Genomic DNA, 19,032 nt, shown 5'->3' on the forward strand with positions numbered 1-19,032 from the left:
CGACAGCGAAGTCGAGGTTCCCATCAAATGCGAGCCGCCCCACGCAGCCGGCCGGGGAAATCTTGCCTCAGCCGCGGATTTCACCATCTAAAGGCGATGCCATCGCCCCGATCCAGCAATCCCACGGACCCTCGCCAGGACGACCTCTTTGGTGCGCCCGACAGCTTACCGGAAGGATTTCGTTACCGGCCCGAACTGATCACGCCGGCGCAGGAAGCTGAACTGGTGCGGGAGCTCGAGAGCCTGTCCTTCCAGCCATTCGATTTCCACGGCTATCTCGCCAATAGGCGCGTGGCAGGCTTCGGCCTGCGCTACGACTATGAGCGGCGCCAGGTGATGGAGGCGCCGCCCATACCAGGTTTCTTGCTGCCCTTGAGGGACAAGGTAGCCGGCTTTGCCGGCCTGCCTGCCGCCGATTTCGTGCAGGTCCTGATCAACGAATATCGGCCGGGCGCCGGCATCGGATGGCATCGCGACAAGCCGCACTTCGGCATTGTCGCCGGAGTGTCGCTGTTGGCTGCGTGCAGTTTCCGCCTGCGCCGCAGGAACGGTGCGAAATGGGACCGCGAAACCGTCACGGTCGAGCCGAGATCCGCATATCTGATGGCGGGCGCCTCGCGGACCGAGTGGGAGCACAGCATACCGCCGGTGAAAGAGCATCGCTATTCGATCACGTTGCGGACGCTCCGGCCGTTGTGATTGTCGGACAGCGACTGCGACAGCCGGTGCAGCGTCTCGCGTAAACTGCCGAAGCGAAGAAATTTCGGCCGGGCATGAAACTTTCCCTGCCACCGATGGTTTTGCCGACGGGTTTTGCGGGTGAGCGATTCGATTGAGGAGGCGGCGATGAGCGCTACCGGACTCGAGATTTTCGACAAGACCACCCAAACCACCAATGTCTGGCTGGACGAGATCATGGCCGACCACGGACAGGATCGCCAGTTCGCTTGGCACCTGCTCGGCGTCGTCTTGCGCACCGTCAGGGACCGGCTTCCGGTCGACATGGCTTCGCATCTTGGAGCGCAGTTGCCGCTGCTCGTGCGCGGCACCTACTATGAGCAGTTCGAGCCGTCACGCATGCCGCAAAAGAGCCGTTCCCTGGAAGAGTTTCTCGGCCCCGTTGAGCAGGGCATGGACGATACGCGTCCCGTCGACCCGAAAGCCGCGGTTCAATCGGTCTTCAAGGTCCTCTTTCACCATATCGACCCCGGCCAGATCAGAAAGGTCCGCGCCTCGCTGCCTGAGGACGTACGGCAGCTCTGTCCCGATCCCGATACGAAACACTGAACCTCCTCCCGGTTCGAGAGGCCGGCGTGCTCAATAAAGGAAATCCGCCATGCCCAATGCCGCCGAAATCCTCGTCGACACGCTGATCAACTGGAAAGTGGAGGTCGTCTTCGGCCTGCCGGGCGACGGCATAAACGGCATCATGGAGGCGTTGCGCACCCGTCAGGACCGCATCCGGTTCGTCCAGGTCAGGCACGAGGAATCTGCCGCCTTCATGGCGTGCGCCTATGCCAAATGGACCGGCAGGCTGGGCGTCTGCCTGGCCACCTCGGGACCGGGGGGCACACACCTCCTTACCGGGCTCTATGACGCCAAGCTCGACCAGGCTCCCGTGCTTGCCATCACCGGCATGCAGTTCCACGACCTTATCGAGACTTTTACGCAGCAGGACGTCGACCTGACCCGCGCCTTCAACGACGTAGCGATCTTCAACGCACAGGTCTCCGATGCCGCCCATATGGAAAACCTGGCCGGTCTCGCCTGCCGCTCGGCCCTTGCCCGGCGCGGCGTCGCCCATCTGTCGATTGCCAGCGATGTACAGGAAAACGAGTTGCCCGAGGCGGACCGCTCGAAGCGAAACCGGCCCTCGCACACCCCCGATCGATGGTTCGAAGGCAGCCGGCTTCCGGCTGCCGACCAGCTCGACCAGGCGGTTGAGATTCTCAATGCAGCGAAAAAAGTCGCTATCCTGGCCGGGCGCGGCGCACTCGGCGCGCGCGAAGAACTTGAACGCGCGTCGGACCTGCTGGCGGCGCCCGTCGCCAAGGCGCTGCTCGGCAAAGCCGTGCTGCCCGACGACCATCCGAATACGACCGGCGGCATCGGCATTCTCGGCACCCGCGCCTCGCAGGATGCGCTGAGCAAATGCGACGCCCTGCTGATTGTCGGATCGACGTTCCCCTACATCGAATACTATCCCGAACCCGGCAAGGCGCGCGGCGTCCAGATCGACCGTGACGCGCAGAGGATCGGCCTGCGCTACCCCGTCGAGGCAGGGCTCGTAGGCGATGCCGCCGACACCTTGCGTCTTCTCAACGAACGCCTCGAGCGCAAGAGCGACCGCTCCTTCCTGGAAAAGGCGCGGCAGGAAATGACCCGCTGGCGCGATGCAATGGCATTATCCGAAGCCAAGCCGGATGTGCCGCTGAAGCCGCAACTCGTGGTCAAGGCATTCGGCAGGCGTATGCCTGAGAACGCGATCCTGGCAGCCGATTCAGGACAGAATACCGAGATGGCTGCCAGGCACATCGACATGAAGGCCGGACAGGCATTCGGGGTTTCTGGAGCGCTCGCCTCTATGGCCTGCGGCCTTCCCTATGCGATTGCCGCCGGCATTGCCTTTCCGGGGCGGCCTATCTTCGCAGTGGTTGGCGATGGTGGGCTTGCCATGCAACTCGGCGAATTCTCGACCGCGGTACGGCACGGCATTCCCCTCAAGGTCCTCGTGCTCAAGAACGGCATGCTGAACCAGATCGCCTGGGAGCAGATGATGTTCCTTGGCAATCCGCAATTCGGCTGCGAGCTGCAGCCCATCGATTTCGCCATGGCCGCCGAGGCCATGGGCGGCATCGGCTACAGCGTCTCGCGGCCGGAAGAGGTCGAGGGCGTGCTTGAGGCGGCCTTCGCCACGCAGGGACCGGTGATCATCGAGGCCGTCGTGGACGCCTATGAGCCAATGATGCCGCCCAGGATGCCGCCGGATTATGCGAGGAATTTCCGCAAGGCGCTGCCGGACACGCCTGGACACGACCAGATCGAGGACAATGTCGGCGAGGAGCCGCTGAAGTCCATGATGAACGAAGTTTCCGAGGAAGCGTAGGCACAGCCGATCTCGCCCCACGTCCGCGACGGATGGCGACGTGCGCGGCGACACTGCATAGGGATACTTCTGCCGAGTCCGTGGGATCGGTATCGGCGCCCCGACCATCGCGGAAGTCTCGGGCCATGTACCGCTTCGGGGCAGATCCTGCTGTTGCAAGAGTGAAAGGGTCGTGCGGCAGAACTACCGCAAGCCACTGTTCTTGCATGGCAACTTAGCATCAAAAAATTTTTGGGACCCCTCTTGAAGAGATTTCTGGCCGTTCCCAGATCGTTTCGCGTCGAGGCTTCGGCTCGATGAAAAAGGCGTCGCGACACCTGCGGCGTCCCATGTTGCTTTTCGGAGGATATGGATATGAGAAGCGTGGATTTTGCACCCCTTTACCGCACGACGGTCGGCTTCGACCGTCTTTTCGACATGCTCGACAGCAGCATTCGCTCGGACTGGCCTCCCTACAACATTGAAAAGAAGAATGAGAACAATTACCGCATCACCATGGCGGTAGCAGGCTACGACCTGGACGAGCTCGAACTCGTGCAGAACGGCGCCGAACTGTGCGTTACCGGACGCAAGAAGCCAGATCCAGAACAGCGGCAAGTTCTCCACCAAGGCCTTGCGATAGGTAATTTCAGACAGGCCTTCAGGCTGGCCGACCACGTAAGGGTGAAGGCTGCGACGCTGAACTGCGGTTTGCTCGCCATCGAGCTCGTGCGTGAGGTGCCCGAAGAACTCAAGCCGCGTCGCATCGAGATTGGCGTCCGCGACCCTGAAAATACAACGAAGTCGATAAGCCAGGATGTGTCGCGCAAGGCGGCATAGAATGTCGCAACAACCTGCGGTCCGCCTCCCGGCAACGCCGGGAAGCCAAGATTGCGGAGAACGGAGATGACAAGCGAAGCTGATATCTTTCTTCAAGCCGGCACAAGAAAACCGACCCGCATCGACGTCTCGCCGGTGCCGAAAAACCCCGGCGACGTTCTCAACTGCTCAACCATGAGCCTTGAGGCGAAGCGTGCCTTGCTTGCCTCATGGGCCTCGGACGCGCATGCGGTTGACGACGCTCCGTCGCTGCGCAGGCTGGATGACGGCTCGGTCATGAATGTGGATGAGATCCTTCGCGCGCTGAAGGCACTGGATGAGCGCGAGCAAGGGCATCCGCCGCACAGGGCGGCGTCTCGGTCCCAGCGGCGTTCTTTCGGCCGCTTCCGTCGAGGGAGTTGGTCCCGCTGGATCGCGGGCACCCGAGGTGAAGACGATGACGATCCACCTCCGAGCCCGGTCTGCGCGGCGATCCCGCCGAGGGCAGGCGGTGGCGGGGCATTTTCCCTGCCGGAACCTGAAGCAGCCTAGAGCAATCCCGGGAAAAGCGCAGACCGCTTTTTCCCTGGAGATTACGTAGAAACAAACAGTTAGAGCAGTTCGGCGTCTCGTGAAACGATGAACTGCCCCAATGAAGGGGTTGGGGCCAACCCCTCAAAAGCATCCAGCCAATGGAGGAAGTTCATGAATGACAAAATGTTCGAGCAGCCTGTTCTGGTGAAGAACGGGGATTTCATGATCGAGGAAGTAGCGTGCCTCGAAGATGCATTCGAGTTTCTGCAGAATTGGCCCCGGAACCGCAGAGGCCCGATTTTCGAAACCGCCCTGCGCGCGTGTCAACGCGCCTATGACGGCCATGTCCCAGCCTCGCTGGCACGCGATGCTTTTGCCGGCTTTGCGCGCTCGGCCAGGATCCTTGAAGACGTCTCGACCTCCATACCCTGGATGGCGGGGATCAAGACGGGCAGAGGCGGCATTTCCGCCTGAGGAGAACGTTCGCCGAACCTTCGGTTTCAAGTATGTCAGGTTCCGAGCAAAGTCATGGAGAGCGCCTAATTCCGTAGGTCGTGCCGCCGGCAGGGCGCGGTGACCGGTGCTAACGCCGGTCACCATGCTTGGCGGTGCCGGTCAGCGGAACATCGAGCCGCCATCAACGTCGAGCGCCGCGCCATAGACGAAGCTCGCGGCGTCCGAGCAAAGAAATAGGATCGCGGCGGCCATGTCGTCGGGCCGGCCCATGCGGCGCATCGGCAAATTGGCCGCGATGCGGTCCTTGAGAGCCTGGTCGATATGGGAATGCATCGGCGAATCGGTCGGCCCCGGATTGAGGGCGTTGATGCGCACCTTCTTTCCCGCCAATTCGCGCGCAACCGACTTCACCAGCGACAGCGTGCCGGCCTTGGACGCCGCATAGGCGGTGTCGGCGATGAGCCCGCCGCCGCCATGCACACCGGCGTCGGAGGCCACGCACACGATATTCCCCTCGCCGGCATTGCCTTGCATGCGCTGCACCGCCCCCTGGACGGTGAAGAAGGTGCCCAGCAGATTGACGCCGAGGACGCGCTGCCAGTGCGCCCAATCCTGCTCCGCGATTCTCTTGGCAGTAATGATCGCCGCGCAGGTCACGACGTTGTCGAGCCGCGCCAGCTTGGCGTCGCAATAGTCGAACATGCGCGCGATGCTGTCGGGGTCGCCCATGTCGGCCACCACCTTGTGCGGTGGTGTCCCGGCCGTTCCGCTCAATTCGTCATGGCGCTTCGCCAACCCCTCGGTATCGCGGTCGCACATCACGACCTCGGCGCCCTTGGAGAGAAAGGCACGGGCGGTCTCGAAACCCATGCCGCTCGCGGCACCGGTCACCAGCACGGTCTTGCCAGCAAAACTGTCCTGGGCAAACGTCGCATAGGGGCCCATCATGATGTCTCCGTGAACAGTAAGGGTTGGCCGGCGGTAAGGTTGGCGAGGCGTGTTCAGGCCTTCAGGTGCAGCGTCACGAGCACGCTGCACTCCGCGCCGCTGTCGAAACGCGCCGCGACGCGCAGCCAGTTGCCAAAATGGCTAAGCCGCGCCATTGCCATGCCGTCGCGCTCGGCCGGCATGACAAACTCGGTGCCTTCGCGCAGCCAGTGCATTCCATCCGGCGAGATCTCGATCCACGCCGTTGCCGCAGGGCCGACAGGTTGCTTCAACGCGCGCACGAAGAAGATCGCCTCGCGCGCCCATCCTGCCTCGTAAGGCTCGCTGGCGGCCTCGCCGCGCCAGCGCTCGTTGCGCGAGACGACCGCGGTGATGTTCTCGGGCAGCATCAGAAGTCTCCGGAAATGCAGATGGAATCGACATAGAGGAAGGCCCGTTTGGCAACGTCGGTTTCAGCGAAGAGGCCGAAATTGAGCATGCACCACAGGTTCTTCATCGCCGGAATGCGGATCGAATCGAATCCCGAGAGATCGAAGCTGCGATCGTTGCAGCGCAGCCCGAGCGCCGTCATCGATTCCAGATCGAAATCGAAGCACAGATAAGTCCAGTTCACCTTGGTGGGGATCTCGTTGTAGCACAGGCGCTGCGATCCGCCGGGAAGGTCGAGCCATCCCTCCGGCGACAGGTGATAGTGGCTGATCGTCTTGTCGTCGCTGCCGATCGGGATGATCTTCTCGGTCTCACGCTTGTATTGCCATTTTTGCAAGTGCTGGCCGTCGAGCGCGTTCAAAAAGCGCAGATGCGGCATGACCCGATCGCTGTTGCTATCCTGGTCTCCGCCCTGCAGGTCGAACAGGAAGCCGACGGAGCGCACATCGGTTTCGGACAGCTTCAGCGCATTGGCCTCGGGCTTGAAGGTGAAATACATTTCGAAGCGGATCGGTCCGCGCTTCCTGAATGTGTGGCGTTTGATGGCGACGTTGCGGGCTCCCGGCAGGGGACGTGTCGCAACCTTCAACGCATAGGATGAATCCATCCCCCCGTGTGAGCCGGCGTCCCAGTGCGCGAGCGTCGACAGCATCGCGCTGGTATGTTGCGCGTAGCCCGGCAGCATGGTGTCCAGATCGTTCTCATAGTTGCCGACAAGCTGCGACCAGCCGCAATGGCCGCGCGCGAAATCGTCGAACGACAATATCCGCGGCAGCGGGTCGAAGCGGCTGAGCGCGGGGTCCGCGCGCAACAACGCCAGCCGCATCGCCTCGGCGAGGTCAGCGCCCTGGTTTGGAACCTGGTTCTTCATCTCGGCCTCATCCGGCTTTCAGTTTCTTGACGGCGTCCCAGTCGATCTCGATGCCGAGCCCGGGTTTCTGCGGGACGTCGAGCGTGCCGTTCTTCTGCCTGACGCAACCGGGCGCGAGATCGGCCAGGCTGGCCTTGAACGGGCTGGCGTCGCACTCGCACTCCATGACGCCAAAGTTCGGCATCGCGGCTGACAGATGGACGCTTGCGGTCTCGCAGACGATGCCCGACATGCCGATATGCGGCGCGTAGCGGACATCATGCGCGGCGGCGTAGTCGGCCATGCGACGCGTCTCGGAGATGCCGCCCGCGCGCGCCACGTCGGGCTGCAGCACGGACAGCGTCCGGTTGGCGATCAGGCGCTGCGCCTGGTCCAACGTGAAATTGCTCTCGCCCGCGGCCAGCGGCACGTCGCAGCGCCGGCGCAGTTCCTCATAACCCTGCTCGTTTTCCGGTTGCAGCGGCTCCTCGAACCAGAAATAGCCGTTTGCCGAAAGCGCATGACCTACCTCGACCGCCTCGTCCAGATTGTAGGCCCAGTTCGCATCGACGCAGAGCCCGATCGCATCGCCGGCGCGCTTGCGGATGCGCTCGATCCGTTTGCAGGCTTCGCGCACGGGCCGCGCCATCTTAACCTTGATGCGCGTAAAGCCCTCGCCGAGATAACGATCGAGTTCAGCGTCGGCGGCATCGTCGTCGACCCAGTTGACCGCGGCGGCATAGACGTCGATGCGGTCGCGTCCGACACCGCCGAGAAGCTTCGCGATCGGCTGCCCGGTCGCCTTGCCCAATATATCCCATAGCGCGATGTCCACGCCGGCGATGGCCTCGATCAGCACGCCGCCCGCCCTGCCCGAAAGCACGCGGCGCATGGACTGCCATAGGGCGCCGATGTTGCGCGCGTCCTGGCCGAGCAGGCGCGGCTTGAGCGAGCTTTCGATCAGCTCGACATAAGCCTTGGGCGAGAACCGCGCCAGGGTTTCGCCTACGCCGACAATGCCCTCGCTCGTGCGCACTTCGACCAGGACCAGCGAGACCTTTTCATAGACGCCCCAGGACGTGACCGTGGCCCGGGGCAATGTCTGGCTGAGGGGATGGGCAATCACCTCGGCAATCTTCAGCGGCCCCGCCGCGATTGGATCGCTCACGTGCATCGGCTCCAGATTTCTCCCTTGGTCCTCTCGCACCGCCTTCATAGCTTTCACTTGTAAACTTAGCAACCAAAAAACTTAGTTGCTATGTTCGGGAAAACCGTGCTAGTGAGCTCGGAAAGGATTCCGAATGCCCCTGGACGAAGCACGCAAGCCGATTTTCTCCGCGAAACTCGCGAGCCCTTCCCGCCTCGCGGACGGCGTCTCGGATGCGATCGCCGCGGCGTTGTTCGACGGACGCATCGCGCCTGGCGAAGCGCTGCCGCCGGAAGGCGAGATCGCCCGGGAATTCGGCGTCTCCAAGCCCATCGCACGCGAGGCGCTGCGCCAGTTGACCAGCGCCGGCCTCGTTTCGACGCAGCAAGGAAAAGTTGCCCGCGCCAAGGCACTCAGCGGCGAGCCGATGGAGCGCATCTACGCCTATGCGGTCCGTTCGAGCCTGACGCGGCTTCAGGAAGCCAACGAGATGCGCCGCGTCATCGAGGTTGGCATAGCCAGGCTGGCCGCCGAGCGCCGCGATCCGCGCGGCCTGGAAATGATGCGCCAGGCCGTGCTCGACATGCACGCCGGCATCGGGAGGCCTGGCGATTTCACGCAAGCCGACATTCTGTTCCACCTCGGCCTCGCGACGGCCACGGGCAACTCCATGATCCGTATTCAGATGGAAGGGATGCGGTCTGTCCAACGCGAGGTTTCGGAACTGTTCTCCCAGCGCTCCAACCGCACGGAAACGGATTGGAGGGCCACCGTCGAACGGCACCAGGCGATCTACGACGCGATCATGGCGGGCGACACCGATCTCGCGGACCGGCGCATTCACGAGCATTTCGACGCCGCCGACATCGCCTCGTTCGAGGTGGCCGGCAAGCTCGGGGAGCCGTCGCCGTGAGCAAGGACCGTTTTTCCCTTGCCGGACGGCGGGCGCTGGTGACCGGCGCCAGCTCCGGCATCGGGCGCGCGGTTGCGATCGCCCTGGCGCAGCATGGCGCCAGCGTCGCGCTGCATCACTTCGGTGACGCCGCCGGCGCGCGCGAAACGGCTGCCGCTATCGGCCCGGGCACCGCGGTTCTCGAGGCCGATTTCACCGATAGCAAGTCAATGTCGGCCTTTACCGATGAAGCCGCCGGCGCCGGGCCCATCGACATCCTCGTCTCGAACGGCGCGATCGAGCGGCGCCGTGCATGGAGCGAGATCGACGAAGCGCATATCCAGGCCCATGTGGCGGCAAACTTCACGGCCCTGCTTACCCTGGCCACGCGGCTCGTTCCCGCCATGGCCAAGCGCGGATGGGGACGCGTGGTCGCGACCGGCAGCGTGATGGCGAGGCGTCCGCGCGCGGAAACGATCGTCTATGCTTCGCTGAAGGCGGCGCAACTTACGGCGGTGCGCGCCATGGCACGCGAGGTTGCGCCGCATGGCGTCACCATGAATGTGGTATCGCCCGGCGCGATCGAGACGGAGGCAACCGCCGAGCGCTACCGGGACGCAGCCTTCCGCCAAGCGGTCGCGGCGAAGATTCCCGCCGGCCGCCACGGCCAGGCCGACGACCTCGTCGGCGCCTTCGTTTTTCTGTGCAGCGACGCCGCCCGCTACGTCACCGGGGCTGACCTGCCCGTCGACGGCGGCTGGACGATCGGCGACGCGCCCAGCGCGCTGCCGGGGACAACAGCATGACAAGTCGCCGCCGCCTGCCGGCCCGTTCGTTGCGCGCCCGCAGTTGTTGATTGGACCATCGGCGTTTCGGGAGGAAACCATGAAGACCGCAATCAAACTTGCACTATCGACCTTGGCGCTGTGCGCCCTGTCGGCGCACTCGCTGGCCCAGGAACTCCGAGTGACCGTGTGGACGGGCAGCGAGGCCCACCTCAAGATGCTGAACGGCATCGCCCAGGGCTTCATCGCCAAGCATCCGGGCGTCACGGTGAAATTCGAGACCGTTCCGGTCGCCGACTACACGCAGAAGCTCACTTTCCAGGTCGCCGGGGGCAACGCCCCCGACATCGCCTGGATGATGGAGGATGCCGCACCCGCTTTCGAGAACGCCGGGCTGCTGATGGACATCGGCCCGACGCTCAAGGCGACCGAGGGATACAATTTCGACGATTTCTCCCAGCCCGCCATGGCGCTCTGGCAGAAGGACGGCAAGGTCTACGGCGTGCCCTTCTCCACCTCGCCTTTCCTGATCTACTACAACAAGGACATGTTCGACAAAGCAGGTGTCGAAGATCCCAACCAGCTCGCCGCGAAGGGCGAGTGGAACATGCAGAAATTCCAGGAGGTCGCCAAGAAGATCACCGAGGCTAATCCCGGCAAATGGGGCTTCGAATTCAAGGATGGCGAAGGTTACGCATCGCGTATGACGCACGCCTTGCTGCCGCCCGTGCGCGCTTACGGCGGCGATCTGTGGGCCGACGGCCAGTGCGGCCTCGACAAGCCTGAAGCGGTGGCTGCCATCAAGCAGCTCCATGATATGGTGTTCAAGGACAGGTCGATCGTGCCGCCGGGAGAGCAGGGCGACTACTTCTCCGGCAATTCGGCGATGACCGTGAACCAGATCTCGCGAGCCTCGAAGATGCCCGAGGCAGGCTTCAAATGGGGCATCGCCCCCTTGCCTTCGGGACCCGCCGGCGAAGCTCCGGTCATCGGCCAGGCCGCGCTGACAGTCTTTGCGTCCGGCAAGAACAAGGAGCTTGCCGCGCAACTCGTGGCCGACATGACCAGCAAGGACAATGTGGCTGTCATGGCCCAGTTCTTTCCGCCGGCCCGCAAGAGCGTCCTGGAGAGCGACGCCTTCGTCAACTCCAACAAGCTGATCCCGCCCGAGCAGATGAAAAGCGTCGCCGCAGCGATCGTCAACGGCCGCGTTCACCCTTCGCATGAGCATGTGCCGCAGATATTCGCCGCGATGGCGCCGCGCGTCGACGCACTGTGGCGGGCCGACGCCAATGTCGAGGAGGCGCTGAAGGGCGTCTGCGCCGCCATTCAGCCATTGCTCTGACAGGATTTCGGTTCATGGCCGGCATGGCATCCCCGGACAATGCGGCGCGCCCTGCCGGCGCGCCGTGGCTGAGCTTGAAGGCCAGGGAGATGCTGGAGGCGTGGCTGTTCGTCAGCCCGACCTTGATCGGCTTCCTGGTCTTCTTCCTTGGGCCGCTGGTCGCCATCTTCTATTATTCGACGACCGAGTGGAACCTGCTCAGCCAGCAGGCGGCCTTCGTCGGGCTTCGCAATTTCCAGAATGCGCTGCTGGAGAACCCCGACTTCTGGCATGTCGTGCGCAATTCCGTGATCTTCGCGCTGGGGCTCGTTCCCCTGAACATGGCGCTGGCGCTCTCCCTCGCGCTGGCGCTTTCGCGGCCGTTCTTCGGTGTCGTCTTCTTTCGCATGGTCTTCTTCGCGCCGGTGGTCACATCGGCAATCGCCTGGGCCATCGTCTGGAAATTCATGCTGCAGGGCGAAGGCGGCGCCGTGAACCAGATGCTCGCCTGGATCGGCATCGATGGCCCGAATTGGTTGCGCGAGCCCAACTGGGCGATGGCGGCCGTCATCGTCACCCGAGTCATCAAGATGGTCGGCCTCAACATGATCCTCTACATCGCCGCGCTCCAATCGATACCGCGCGACTACGAGGAGGCAGCGGCGCTGGAAGGCGCCTCGCGCTGGCAGGTCTTTCGCATGATCACCTGGCCGCTGCTCGCGCCGACGACGCTGGTCATCATGGTTCTGACGACGATCGGCTCGTTCAAGGTGTTCGACCACATCTACCAGATGACCGGCGGCGGCCCGGAAAACGGCACCCTGGTGCTGGCCTTCTACATCTATCAGCAAGGCTTCAAATTCTTCAACGTCGGCTACGCGGCCGCGCTGGCCCTGATCATGTTCGTCATCGTGATGGCGCTCACCCTCGTGCAGGTGATGTTGCGGCGGAAGGAGATGGAGTGACTCAGCGCCGGACCGAGATTCTCTATCGCATCTGCTGGACCATGGCGCTGCTGCTTTTGGCCGTGCCCTTCGTGTTCCCGTTCCTGTGGATGATTTCCGGCGGCTTCAAGAGCACCACCGAAATCTTCGGCGCGCCGACCTTGATTCCCCGCGTCTGGCGCTTCGAGAACTTCGCGGAAGTGTTCACCTATCAGCCCTTCGCGCGGCAGTATTTCAACTCGCTCTACATCGCCGCGACGGTGACGGTGCTGACCTTGTTCATCGCCTCGCTCGCGGGCTACGCGCTGGCGCGCATCCGCTTTGCCGGCGCCGGGCTGTTGATGCTGTTCCTGATGATGGCACTGATGGTGCCGGAAGAGGTCACCATCATCCCTAATTTCTTCCTGATCCGCGCCATGGGCCTGATCGACACGCACTGGCCGCTCATCCTTCTGCCGGTCTTCGGCCCGCAGGGCGTGGTGGCGACCTTCCTGATGCGTCAGTTCTTCCTGGCGCTGCCCAGGGAACTCGAAGAGGCCGGCAAGATGGACGGCCTCTCGCGCTTCGGCGTCTGGTTGAAGATCGCCCTGCCCATGGCGCGGCCGGCGCTTGCGGCGGTTGCGATCATCACCTTCCTGCATTCGTGGAACCTGTTCCTCGAACCGCTGATCTTCCTCAGTTCGCTTGAAAAATTCACGCTGCCGCTGGCGCTGTCCAACTTCAACGACAGTTACGGCCTGCCCTTGTGGAACCTGCAATTGGCGGCGACGAGCCTGGCCGTGGTTCCCATCCTCATCATCTATCTGATCGCCCAGCGCCAGATCATCGAGAGCTTCGCCCTCTCCGGCGTCAAGGGATAAGGGGAGTCATGACAAAGCTTCTGCTCAAGGACATCCGCAAGCGGTTCGGAACGGTCGAGGTGATCCGTGGCGTCGATCTCGAGATCGAGGATGGCGAGTTCGTGGTCTTCGTCGGCCCGTCGGGATGCGGGAAGTCGACGCTGTTGCGGCTGATCTCCGGCCTCGAGCATCTCAGCGAGGGCGAACTCCACATTGGCGGCCGTCTGGTCAATGAGGTTCCGGCGGCCAGGCGCGGCGTGGCCATGGTGTTCCAGTCCTACGCGCTCTACCCTCACCTGACCGTCCGCGACAATATGGGCTTCGGCCTCAAGGTCCGCAAAGTGCCGGCCGGCGAGCGCGCCCGGCGCGTCTCGGAGGCCGCCGCGACGCTGAAGCTCGAGCCGTTGCTCGACCGTTTCCCGCGTCAGCTGTCGGGCGGGCAGCGCCAGCGCGTGGCCATCGGCCGCGCCATCGTCGCCAATCCCGACGTCTTCCTTTTCGACGAACCGCTTTCGAACCTCGACGCCGAACTGCGTGTGCACATGCGCTCCGAGATCGCCGCGCTCCACCAGCGCCTGTCGACGACGATGATCTACGTGACCCACGATCAGATCGAGGCCATGACGCTTGCCGACAAGATCGTGGTGTTGCGCGACGGAAAGATCGAACAGGTCGGCTCACCGCGCGAGCTCTACGACAGCCCCCGAACCATTTTCGTCGCCCAGTTCATCGGCAGCCCGAAGATGAACATCCTGCCGCTCGCCGATGGACGGCCAATCACCCACGGGGCGTCCGTGCCTGCGGCGGCCGTCTCGATCGGCGTTCGGCCCGAGCACCTGTCGCTGGCCCAGCCCTCGTCCGCCACGCTGCGCGGCAAGGTAAAGCTTGCCGAATACACTGGCGCCGTCACGCTCATCCACGTGGAATTGAACGCGGGCCAGACATGCCTTGTCATCCACAATCAGGGGACGGCGCCCGAGATCGGCGCCGAGATCGGCCTGGACGCAGCCCCGACGAACCTGCACTTCTTCGACGGCGAGGGCCGCGCGGTCTGACGCGATCAGGAATGGCCAGCGCGTAGCCGGCGTGCGGACGCGATAACCCGCGGAAGCATGAGAACGGGCGAATGACCCGCCGCATTGCCTTCTGTACCCGCTCGCTGGATAGTTCCGGCCATGCTGCAGAGCCTGGCGACTCACTGGCCTCAAATCCTGGCGATCATCTCGGTGGTGATCGCGAGCGTTGGCATTGCCCATGCCGTCATGACCAAGGAGGACGTCCGGGCCGCCACCGGCTGGGTCGGCGTGATGGTGCTGTCGCCGATCCTGGGCGTGCTGATCTATGCCGTGGCCGGCATCAACCGCATCCGGCGCGCCTCGATCAGCGCACAGCGCTCGCTTGCCGGCGATCTGGCGTCCGCCAGGCACGACCGCGACATTGCCGCCGAGGAGGCCCTGATCGTCGAACGATACGGGCCGCGCTTCATCGGCCTCAGGACGCTGGGCGATAGGGTGGCGCGGCGCGCGCTTCATCCGGGAAATGCCATCACGGTCCTGGAAACAGGCGACGAAGCCTACACCGCGATGTGTGCGGCCATCGACGGCGCCGAACGCAGCGTCCTGCTCGAAACCTATATTTTCGACAATGACCCCGTCGGCCTGCTCTTCGTGGAATCCCTTGCCCGGGCGGTCCGCCGCGGCGTCAGCGTGCGCGTGTTGATCGACGCCGTAGGCGCCCGCTATTCCGTGCCCAGCATATTGGGCCACCTGCGCGGCGCCGACATCACCGCCGGGCTCTTCAACGGCAACATCGTCATGGGCCTGCACCTGCCCTATGCCAATCTGAGGACCCACCGGAAGATCCTGGTGGTCGACGGCACGGTTGCCTTTACCGGCGGCATGAACATTCGCAAGGGCTTTTCCGCCGAGTTTGCCGGCTCCAACAGTTCCAGGGACACGCATTTTCGCGTGACCGGTCCAGTGGTAGCCGACCTCTTTTCGGTTGCCGCCGAAGATTGGCGTTTCGCCAGCAACGAGGCGCTGAAGGGCGATGCCTGGCGAATTGCCCCGCTGTCGCCGGCGCCCGCCACGCCCATGCTGGTGCGGGCGGTCGCGTCCGGCCCGGACGCCAGCGTCGAGACCAATCACAAGCTGCTGATCGGCGCCTTCTCCGTCGCGCGCAAATCGATCCGCCTCATGTCGCCCTATTTCCTGCCGGACCGCGAACTGATCAGCGCCCTGACGACCGCGGCAAGACGCGGTGTCGAAATCGATATCGTGGTGCCGGCGGTGAACAATCTTTTCCTTGTCGACCGTGCGATGACGGCGCAATTCGACCAGGTTCTAAAGCACTATTGCCGCGTCTGGCGCACGGAAGGACCTTTCGACCATTCGAAGCTGCTTTCGATCGATGGCGCATGGGCCTATATCGGGTCTTCCAACCTTGACGCCAGGTCGCTACGGCTCAATTTCGAGATCGACCTGGAGGTACTCGACGCCGGCTTCGCCAGCGAGGTCGAAAAGCGGATTGCGGCGGCGATCGAGACGGCCGTCCCTGTCACGCTGGAAGCATTGCGGGCGCGGCCATTCGTCATCCGTCTGTTCGATCGCATCCTGTGGCTGGGCTCGCCCTATCTTTAACAAAAGGACGTGTTTGCCAGATAGCTTGAAATCGATGATGGAACAGATGCCGAAAGGTTCTATTTTTTGAGGTGCATGGTGCAAGCAGCAGGAATGGCGGGCAAACGATGCGGGTGAACGGGCGCAGCCTGCCGGCAAGCATGCTTTTGTCCATTCGCGACAAGCGGATGCGGAAGGCCAATGCCACGTCTACAAACAAGGCGGACGCCACCGGAACGCTGGTCGCCTCCTACAATGTCCACAAATGCATCGGCGTCGACCGCAAGTTCGATCCCGACCGCACCAGCCGCGTCATCCGCGAGATCGACCCGGATGTCATCGCCCTGCAGGAAGCGGACAACCGTTTCGGCGACCGGACCGGACTTCTCGACCTGTCCCGGCTCGAACTGGAAACCGGCCTGGTGCCGGTGCCGATTTCGGCGACCGGCAAGGGCCATGGCTGGCACGGCAACGTCTTGCTTTTCAAAAAGGGCGTCGTGCGCGACGTGCATCAGATCAGGCTTCCCGGGCTGGAACCGCGTGGCGCTCTGGTGGCGGAAATCGACCTCGACGGAAGCCAGTCCCTGCGCGTCATCGCGGCGCATTTGGGCCTGCTGCGCCGTTCGCGGTCGCAGCAGGCACAGGTCGTACTGGATATCATGAACAGCCCCGACGAGAAGCCGACGCTGCTGCTCGGCGACCTCAACGAATGGCGCCTCGGAAACCGCTCCGCGCTGAACACGCTGCATCTGACGTTTGGACCGTTGCCTCCGGCTGTTCCCACCTTCCCCTCGAACCTGCCCCTGCTGGCGCTCGACCGCATCATGGCCAACCGGCACGGAATGATCGCGGCCGTCGAAGCGCATGACACGCCGTTGTCGCGGGTCGCCTCCGACCATCTGCCGCTGACCGCCTTTGTCCGCCTGTAGCCACGCGCCGATAACGCCTTGATGTCGACCGCGTTGGAAAGCGTGTAGGGCGGTATCGGAACGGCGGCTCCTTTTGCGAGTTGATATGGCTTGGACAACAGGAGGACGAGACATGAGAAGCTTTTTCCTGGCCTCGATGATGGCGTTGGCCGCTTCGGCTTCCGTCATTGCGCCGACGCAGGCCGCGAGCGTCACCATCCAGTCCGGCGACGAGCCCCAGTATTCGCCCGACGACGACTATGACAATGGCGAGGTCGTCGTGCGCCGCCATCACGATCGCCAGCGTTATATCGACAATCGCTATAACGACGACGAGGACAGCGATGTTCGTTACAGCGACCGCGAATACCGCCGCTACCATCGTCACCACCGCTGCCACATCGAGTTGGTGAAACACTGGCGCCACCATCACAGGGTGATCGAAGAGGTTCGTGTCTGCACCTGACCCGAGGATCGCTGAAGTGCATCTGCGTGGCCTGATTGCAATGCGGTAAGCTGCGGCCACGCCCCTTCCGCTGCACTGGCTATGCCGCATTGCACAATTCCGCGACCTTGCCCACAATGCGGGGCATGGTCCTATCCTCCCTAGCCGTCCTGGTGATCGACGAAAACCGTATCCGCGCCTCGATCATCGAGGCGGGACTGCGCGAGGCCGGCCATCAGCGGGTGACCGTCGTCCATGACGTGGCGGGCATTGCGCGCCGCATCGCCGAGATCGAACCCGACGTGATTGTCATCGACCTCGAAAACCCCAACCGCGACATGCTGGAGAACATGTTCCAGCTGTCGCGCGCGGTGAAGCGCCCGATCGCCATGTTCGTCGACCGTTCCGACCAGGCCTCTATCGAGGCCGCGGTCGATGCCGGCGTGTCCGCCTATGTCGTCGATGGCCTCAGGCAGGAACGCGTGAAGCCGATCCTCGACATGGCCGTCAGCCGCTTCAACGCCTTTTCGCGCATGGCACGCGAACTGGAGGAAGCGCGCAGCGAACTCGAGAACCGCAAGGTCATCGACCGCGCCAAGGGGATATTGATGAAATCGCGGGGTCTGAGCGAAGACGCGGCCTACACGCTGCTGCGCAAGACGGCGATGAGCCAGAACCGCAAGATCAGCGACATCGCCCATAGCCTGGTGACGACAGCCGGGCTGCTCGGGCCGCTGGAGGATGAATGAGCATGACAGCTGCGCATCAGATCACCGCCGGCTTCATGCCCCTGTTCGACAGCGCCGTGCTGGTCGCGGCCGGCGAAATGGGCTTTGCCGCGCGCGAAGGCGTCGATCTCGTCCTCCACCGCGAAACCTCCTGGGCCAACATCCGCGACCGCATCGCCATTGGCCATTTCGACCTTGCCCATATGCTTGGGCCGATGCCGCTCGCCTGCAACCTCGGGCTCACGCCGCTGGCATCCGAGACGATCGTGCCCTTTTCGCTCGGCCTCGGCGGCAATTGCGTCACCATCTCCAACGCCGTCTGGGAAGGCATGGCGGCGCACGGCGCCGTATCGGATCTCGATCCGGCCCGCGCCGGCGCGGCGCTCGGCGCGTTTATCCGCGAACGCGCGGCGGCCGGCCGCGACCCGCTGCGCTTCGCCGTCGTGCATCCGCATTCCGGGCATAATTACGAACTGCGCTACTGGCTCGCCGCCTGCGGCATCGACCCGGACGGCGAGATCGAGATCGTCATCGTGCCGCCGCCCTTCATGGCCGACGCGCTGGCCGCCGGCCGCATCGACGGCTATTGCGTCGGCGAACCCTGGAACAGCGCCTCCGTCTCGGCCGGCACCGGCCATATCGTCACCGTCAAGGCGCTGCTGTGGCGCAACAGCCCCGAAAAGGTGATCGGTGCGCGCAAGGCCTGGGCCGAAGCGCAGCCGGAGGCGCTGGCGGCGCTGCTCAGGGCATTGCACCACTCCGCCCGCTGGTGCCAGGACCCGGCCAATCGAGGCGAACTGGCGGCATTGATGGCGCAGCCCGGCTTCCTTGGCCAGTCCACCGAGATCCAGATGCCGGTCCTGACCGGACATCTCCGCCTCGGCAGCGCCGCCGAGCGGAACGTCGAGGACTTCTTCGTTCCGTTCGACAAGGCGGCGAACTTTCCCTGGAAGAGCCATGCGCTGTGGTTCTACACCCAGATGGTGCGCTGGGGCGATATCGCGCACACGCCTGAAAACCTCGCCGTCGCCCGCGACTGCTACCGGCCCGACCTCTATCGGGCGGCGCTGAAGCCGCTCGGCGTAGCGCTGCCGGGCGCCAATGCCAAGGTCGAGGGGGCGTTGAAGATCGCAACGCCCGTCGGCTCGGCCGGGGCAAGCCTGGTGCTCGGCCCCGACGGTTTCTTCGACGGCCGCATCTTCGATCCGGACCAGATCGACGCTTATATCGGGGCGCAGCGGCCAGGGTGATCATTTCCGCGCCATTCTTGTGCATTGCACA

The 19,032-nt window shown here is 63.7% G+C and carries 21 protein-coding genes; 17 read left to right on the forward strand and 4 right to left on the reverse strand.

The features are described 5' to 3' along the window. Positions 1-96 precede the first annotated feature (96 nt). The 6 genes from FJ953_RS10715 (at position 97) to FJ953_RS10740 (ending at position 4,912) form a co-directional block, all read left to right on the forward strand. The gene (locus tag FJ953_RS10715) at positions 97-699 is read left to right on the forward strand and encodes an alpha-ketoglutarate-dependent dioxygenase AlkB (protein ID WP_140624234.1); all 603 of its coding nucleotides are present in this window, start codon (positions 97-99) and stop codon (positions 697-699) included. Between the two features lie 147 nt (positions 700-846). Further along, positions 847-1,287 (forward strand): DUF2267 domain-containing protein, encoded by a 441-nt coding sequence (locus tag FJ953_RS10720; protein ID WP_140522271.1) that lies wholly within the window; start codon positions 847-849, stop codon positions 1,285-1,287. A gap of 49 nt (positions 1,288-1,336) precedes the next feature. Continuing rightward, a complete protein-coding gene (locus FJ953_RS10725) occupies positions 1,337-3,106 on the forward strand; it encodes a thiamine pyrophosphate-dependent enzyme (RefSeq protein WP_140513588.1) in 1,770 nt (589 codons plus the stop codon). 354 nt (positions 3,107-3,460) lie between these two features. After that, positions 3,461-3,925: an Hsp20 family protein gene (locus tag FJ953_RS10730; RefSeq protein ID WP_140496161.1), complete on the forward strand. Its 465-nt coding sequence runs from the start codon at positions 3,461-3,463 to the stop codon at positions 3,923-3,925. Between the two features lie 66 nt (positions 3,926-3,991). Then, positions 3,992-4,456, forward strand: a complete 465-nt coding sequence (locus tag FJ953_RS10735; RefSeq protein WP_140624237.1) for a hypothetical protein — start codon at positions 3,992-3,994, stop codon at positions 4,454-4,456. 153 nt (positions 4,457-4,609) lie between these two features. Beyond that, a complete protein-coding gene (locus FJ953_RS10740; protein WP_140496450.1) occupies positions 4,610-4,912 on the forward strand; it encodes a DUF982 domain-containing protein in 303 nt (100 codons plus the stop codon). A gap of 141 nt (positions 4,913-5,053) precedes the next feature. On the opposite strand, the gene FJ953_RS10745 is transcribed toward FJ953_RS10740, so the two are convergent. From FJ953_RS10745 to FJ953_RS10760, 4 genes are read right to left on the reverse strand one after another with little or no spacing between them, the layout of a single operon-like run. Then, positions 5,054-5,842, reverse strand: coding sequence for an SDR family oxidoreductase (locus tag FJ953_RS10745; RefSeq protein ID WP_140624239.1), 789 nt, complete (start codon positions 5,840-5,842; stop codon positions 5,054-5,056). A 53-nt stretch (positions 5,843-5,895) separates the two neighbouring features. Then, complete coding sequence (locus tag FJ953_RS10750) at positions 5,896-6,231, reverse strand: hypothetical protein (protein WP_140496164.1); 336 nt, start codon at positions 6,229-6,231, stop codon at positions 5,896-5,898. Beyond that, positions 6,231-7,097: a DUF6772 family protein gene (locus FJ953_RS10755; protein WP_140556704.1), complete on the reverse strand. Its 867-nt coding sequence runs from the start codon at positions 7,095-7,097 to the stop codon at positions 6,231-6,233. The genes FJ953_RS10750 and FJ953_RS10755 overlap by 1 nt, the downstream gene beginning before the upstream one ends. 52 nt (positions 7,098-7,149) lie before the next feature. Then, the gene (locus tag FJ953_RS10760) at positions 7,150-8,289 is read right to left on the reverse strand and encodes a mandelate racemase/muconate lactonizing enzyme family protein (RefSeq protein WP_246674774.1); all 1,140 of its coding nucleotides are present in this window, start codon (positions 8,287-8,289) and stop codon (positions 7,150-7,152) included. A gap of 133 nt (positions 8,290-8,422) precedes the next feature. On the opposite strand from FJ953_RS10760, the gene FJ953_RS10765 reads away from it, so the two are divergent. From FJ953_RS10765 to FJ953_RS10815, 11 genes are all read left to right on the forward strand, one after another. Beyond that, positions 8,423-9,181: a FadR/GntR family transcriptional regulator gene (locus FJ953_RS10765; RefSeq protein ID WP_140496166.1), complete on the forward strand. Its 759-nt coding sequence runs from the start codon at positions 8,423-8,425 to the stop codon at positions 9,179-9,181. Further along, on the forward strand, positions 9,178-9,966 hold the full coding sequence (locus tag FJ953_RS10770) for an SDR family oxidoreductase (RefSeq protein WP_140496167.1): 789 nt from the start codon (positions 9,178-9,180) through the stop codon (positions 9,964-9,966). The genes FJ953_RS10765 and FJ953_RS10770 overlap by 4 nt, the downstream gene beginning before the upstream one ends. 79 nt (positions 9,967-10,045) lie before the next feature. Further along, a complete protein-coding gene (locus FJ953_RS10775) occupies positions 10,046-11,290 on the forward strand; it encodes a sugar ABC transporter substrate-binding protein (RefSeq protein WP_140496168.1) in 1,245 nt (414 codons plus the stop codon). Between the two features lie 23 nt (positions 11,291-11,313). Beyond that, a complete protein-coding gene (locus tag FJ953_RS10780) occupies positions 11,314-12,234 on the forward strand; it encodes a sugar ABC transporter permease (RefSeq protein WP_140624458.1) in 921 nt (306 codons plus the stop codon). Beyond that, positions 12,231-13,073 carry a carbohydrate ABC transporter permease gene (locus FJ953_RS10785; protein ID WP_140496169.1) on the forward strand — a complete coding sequence of 281 codons (843 nt, stop codon included), beginning with the start codon at positions 12,231-12,233 and terminating at the stop codon, positions 13,071-13,073. Before FJ953_RS10780 ends, FJ953_RS10785 begins: the two co-directional genes overlap by 4 nt. Before the next feature lie 8 nt (positions 13,074-13,081). Next, positions 13,082-14,107, forward strand: coding sequence for an ABC transporter ATP-binding protein (locus tag FJ953_RS10790; RefSeq protein ID WP_140624244.1), 1,026 nt, complete (start codon positions 13,082-13,084; stop codon positions 14,105-14,107). Positions 14,108-14,227: 120 nt separating this feature from the next. Then, a complete protein-coding gene (locus FJ953_RS10795) occupies positions 14,228-15,691 on the forward strand; it encodes a phosphatidylserine/phosphatidylglycerophosphate/cardiolipin synthase family protein (RefSeq protein ID WP_140624246.1) in 1,464 nt (487 codons plus the stop codon). A 107-nt stretch (positions 15,692-15,798) separates the two neighbouring features. After that, positions 15,799-16,599 (forward strand): endonuclease/exonuclease/phosphatase family protein, encoded by an 801-nt coding sequence (locus FJ953_RS10800; protein ID WP_140513604.1) that lies wholly within the window; start codon positions 15,799-15,801, stop codon positions 16,597-16,599. A gap of 112 nt (positions 16,600-16,711) precedes the next feature. Next, complete coding sequence (locus FJ953_RS10805; RefSeq protein ID WP_140496173.1) at positions 16,712-17,044, forward strand: hypothetical protein; 333 nt, start codon at positions 16,712-16,714, stop codon at positions 17,042-17,044. A 125-nt stretch (positions 17,045-17,169) separates the two neighbouring features. Beyond that, on the forward strand, positions 17,170-17,772 hold the full coding sequence (locus tag FJ953_RS10810) for an ANTAR domain-containing response regulator (protein ID WP_140624248.1): 603 nt from the start codon (positions 17,170-17,172) through the stop codon (positions 17,770-17,772). A 2-nt stretch (positions 17,773-17,774) separates the two neighbouring features. Further along, positions 17,775-19,001 carry a CmpA/NrtA family ABC transporter substrate-binding protein gene (locus FJ953_RS10815; RefSeq protein ID WP_181168328.1) on the forward strand — a complete coding sequence of 409 codons (1,227 nt, stop codon included), beginning with the start codon at positions 17,775-17,777 and terminating at the stop codon, positions 18,999-19,001. Positions 19,002-19,032: the final 31 nt, after the last annotated feature.

This window comes from Mesorhizobium sp. B2-3-6, assembly GCF_006442305.1.
In the GTDB taxonomy this organism is placed as follows: Bacteria; Pseudomonadota; Alphaproteobacteria; order Rhizobiales; family Rhizobiaceae; genus Mesorhizobium.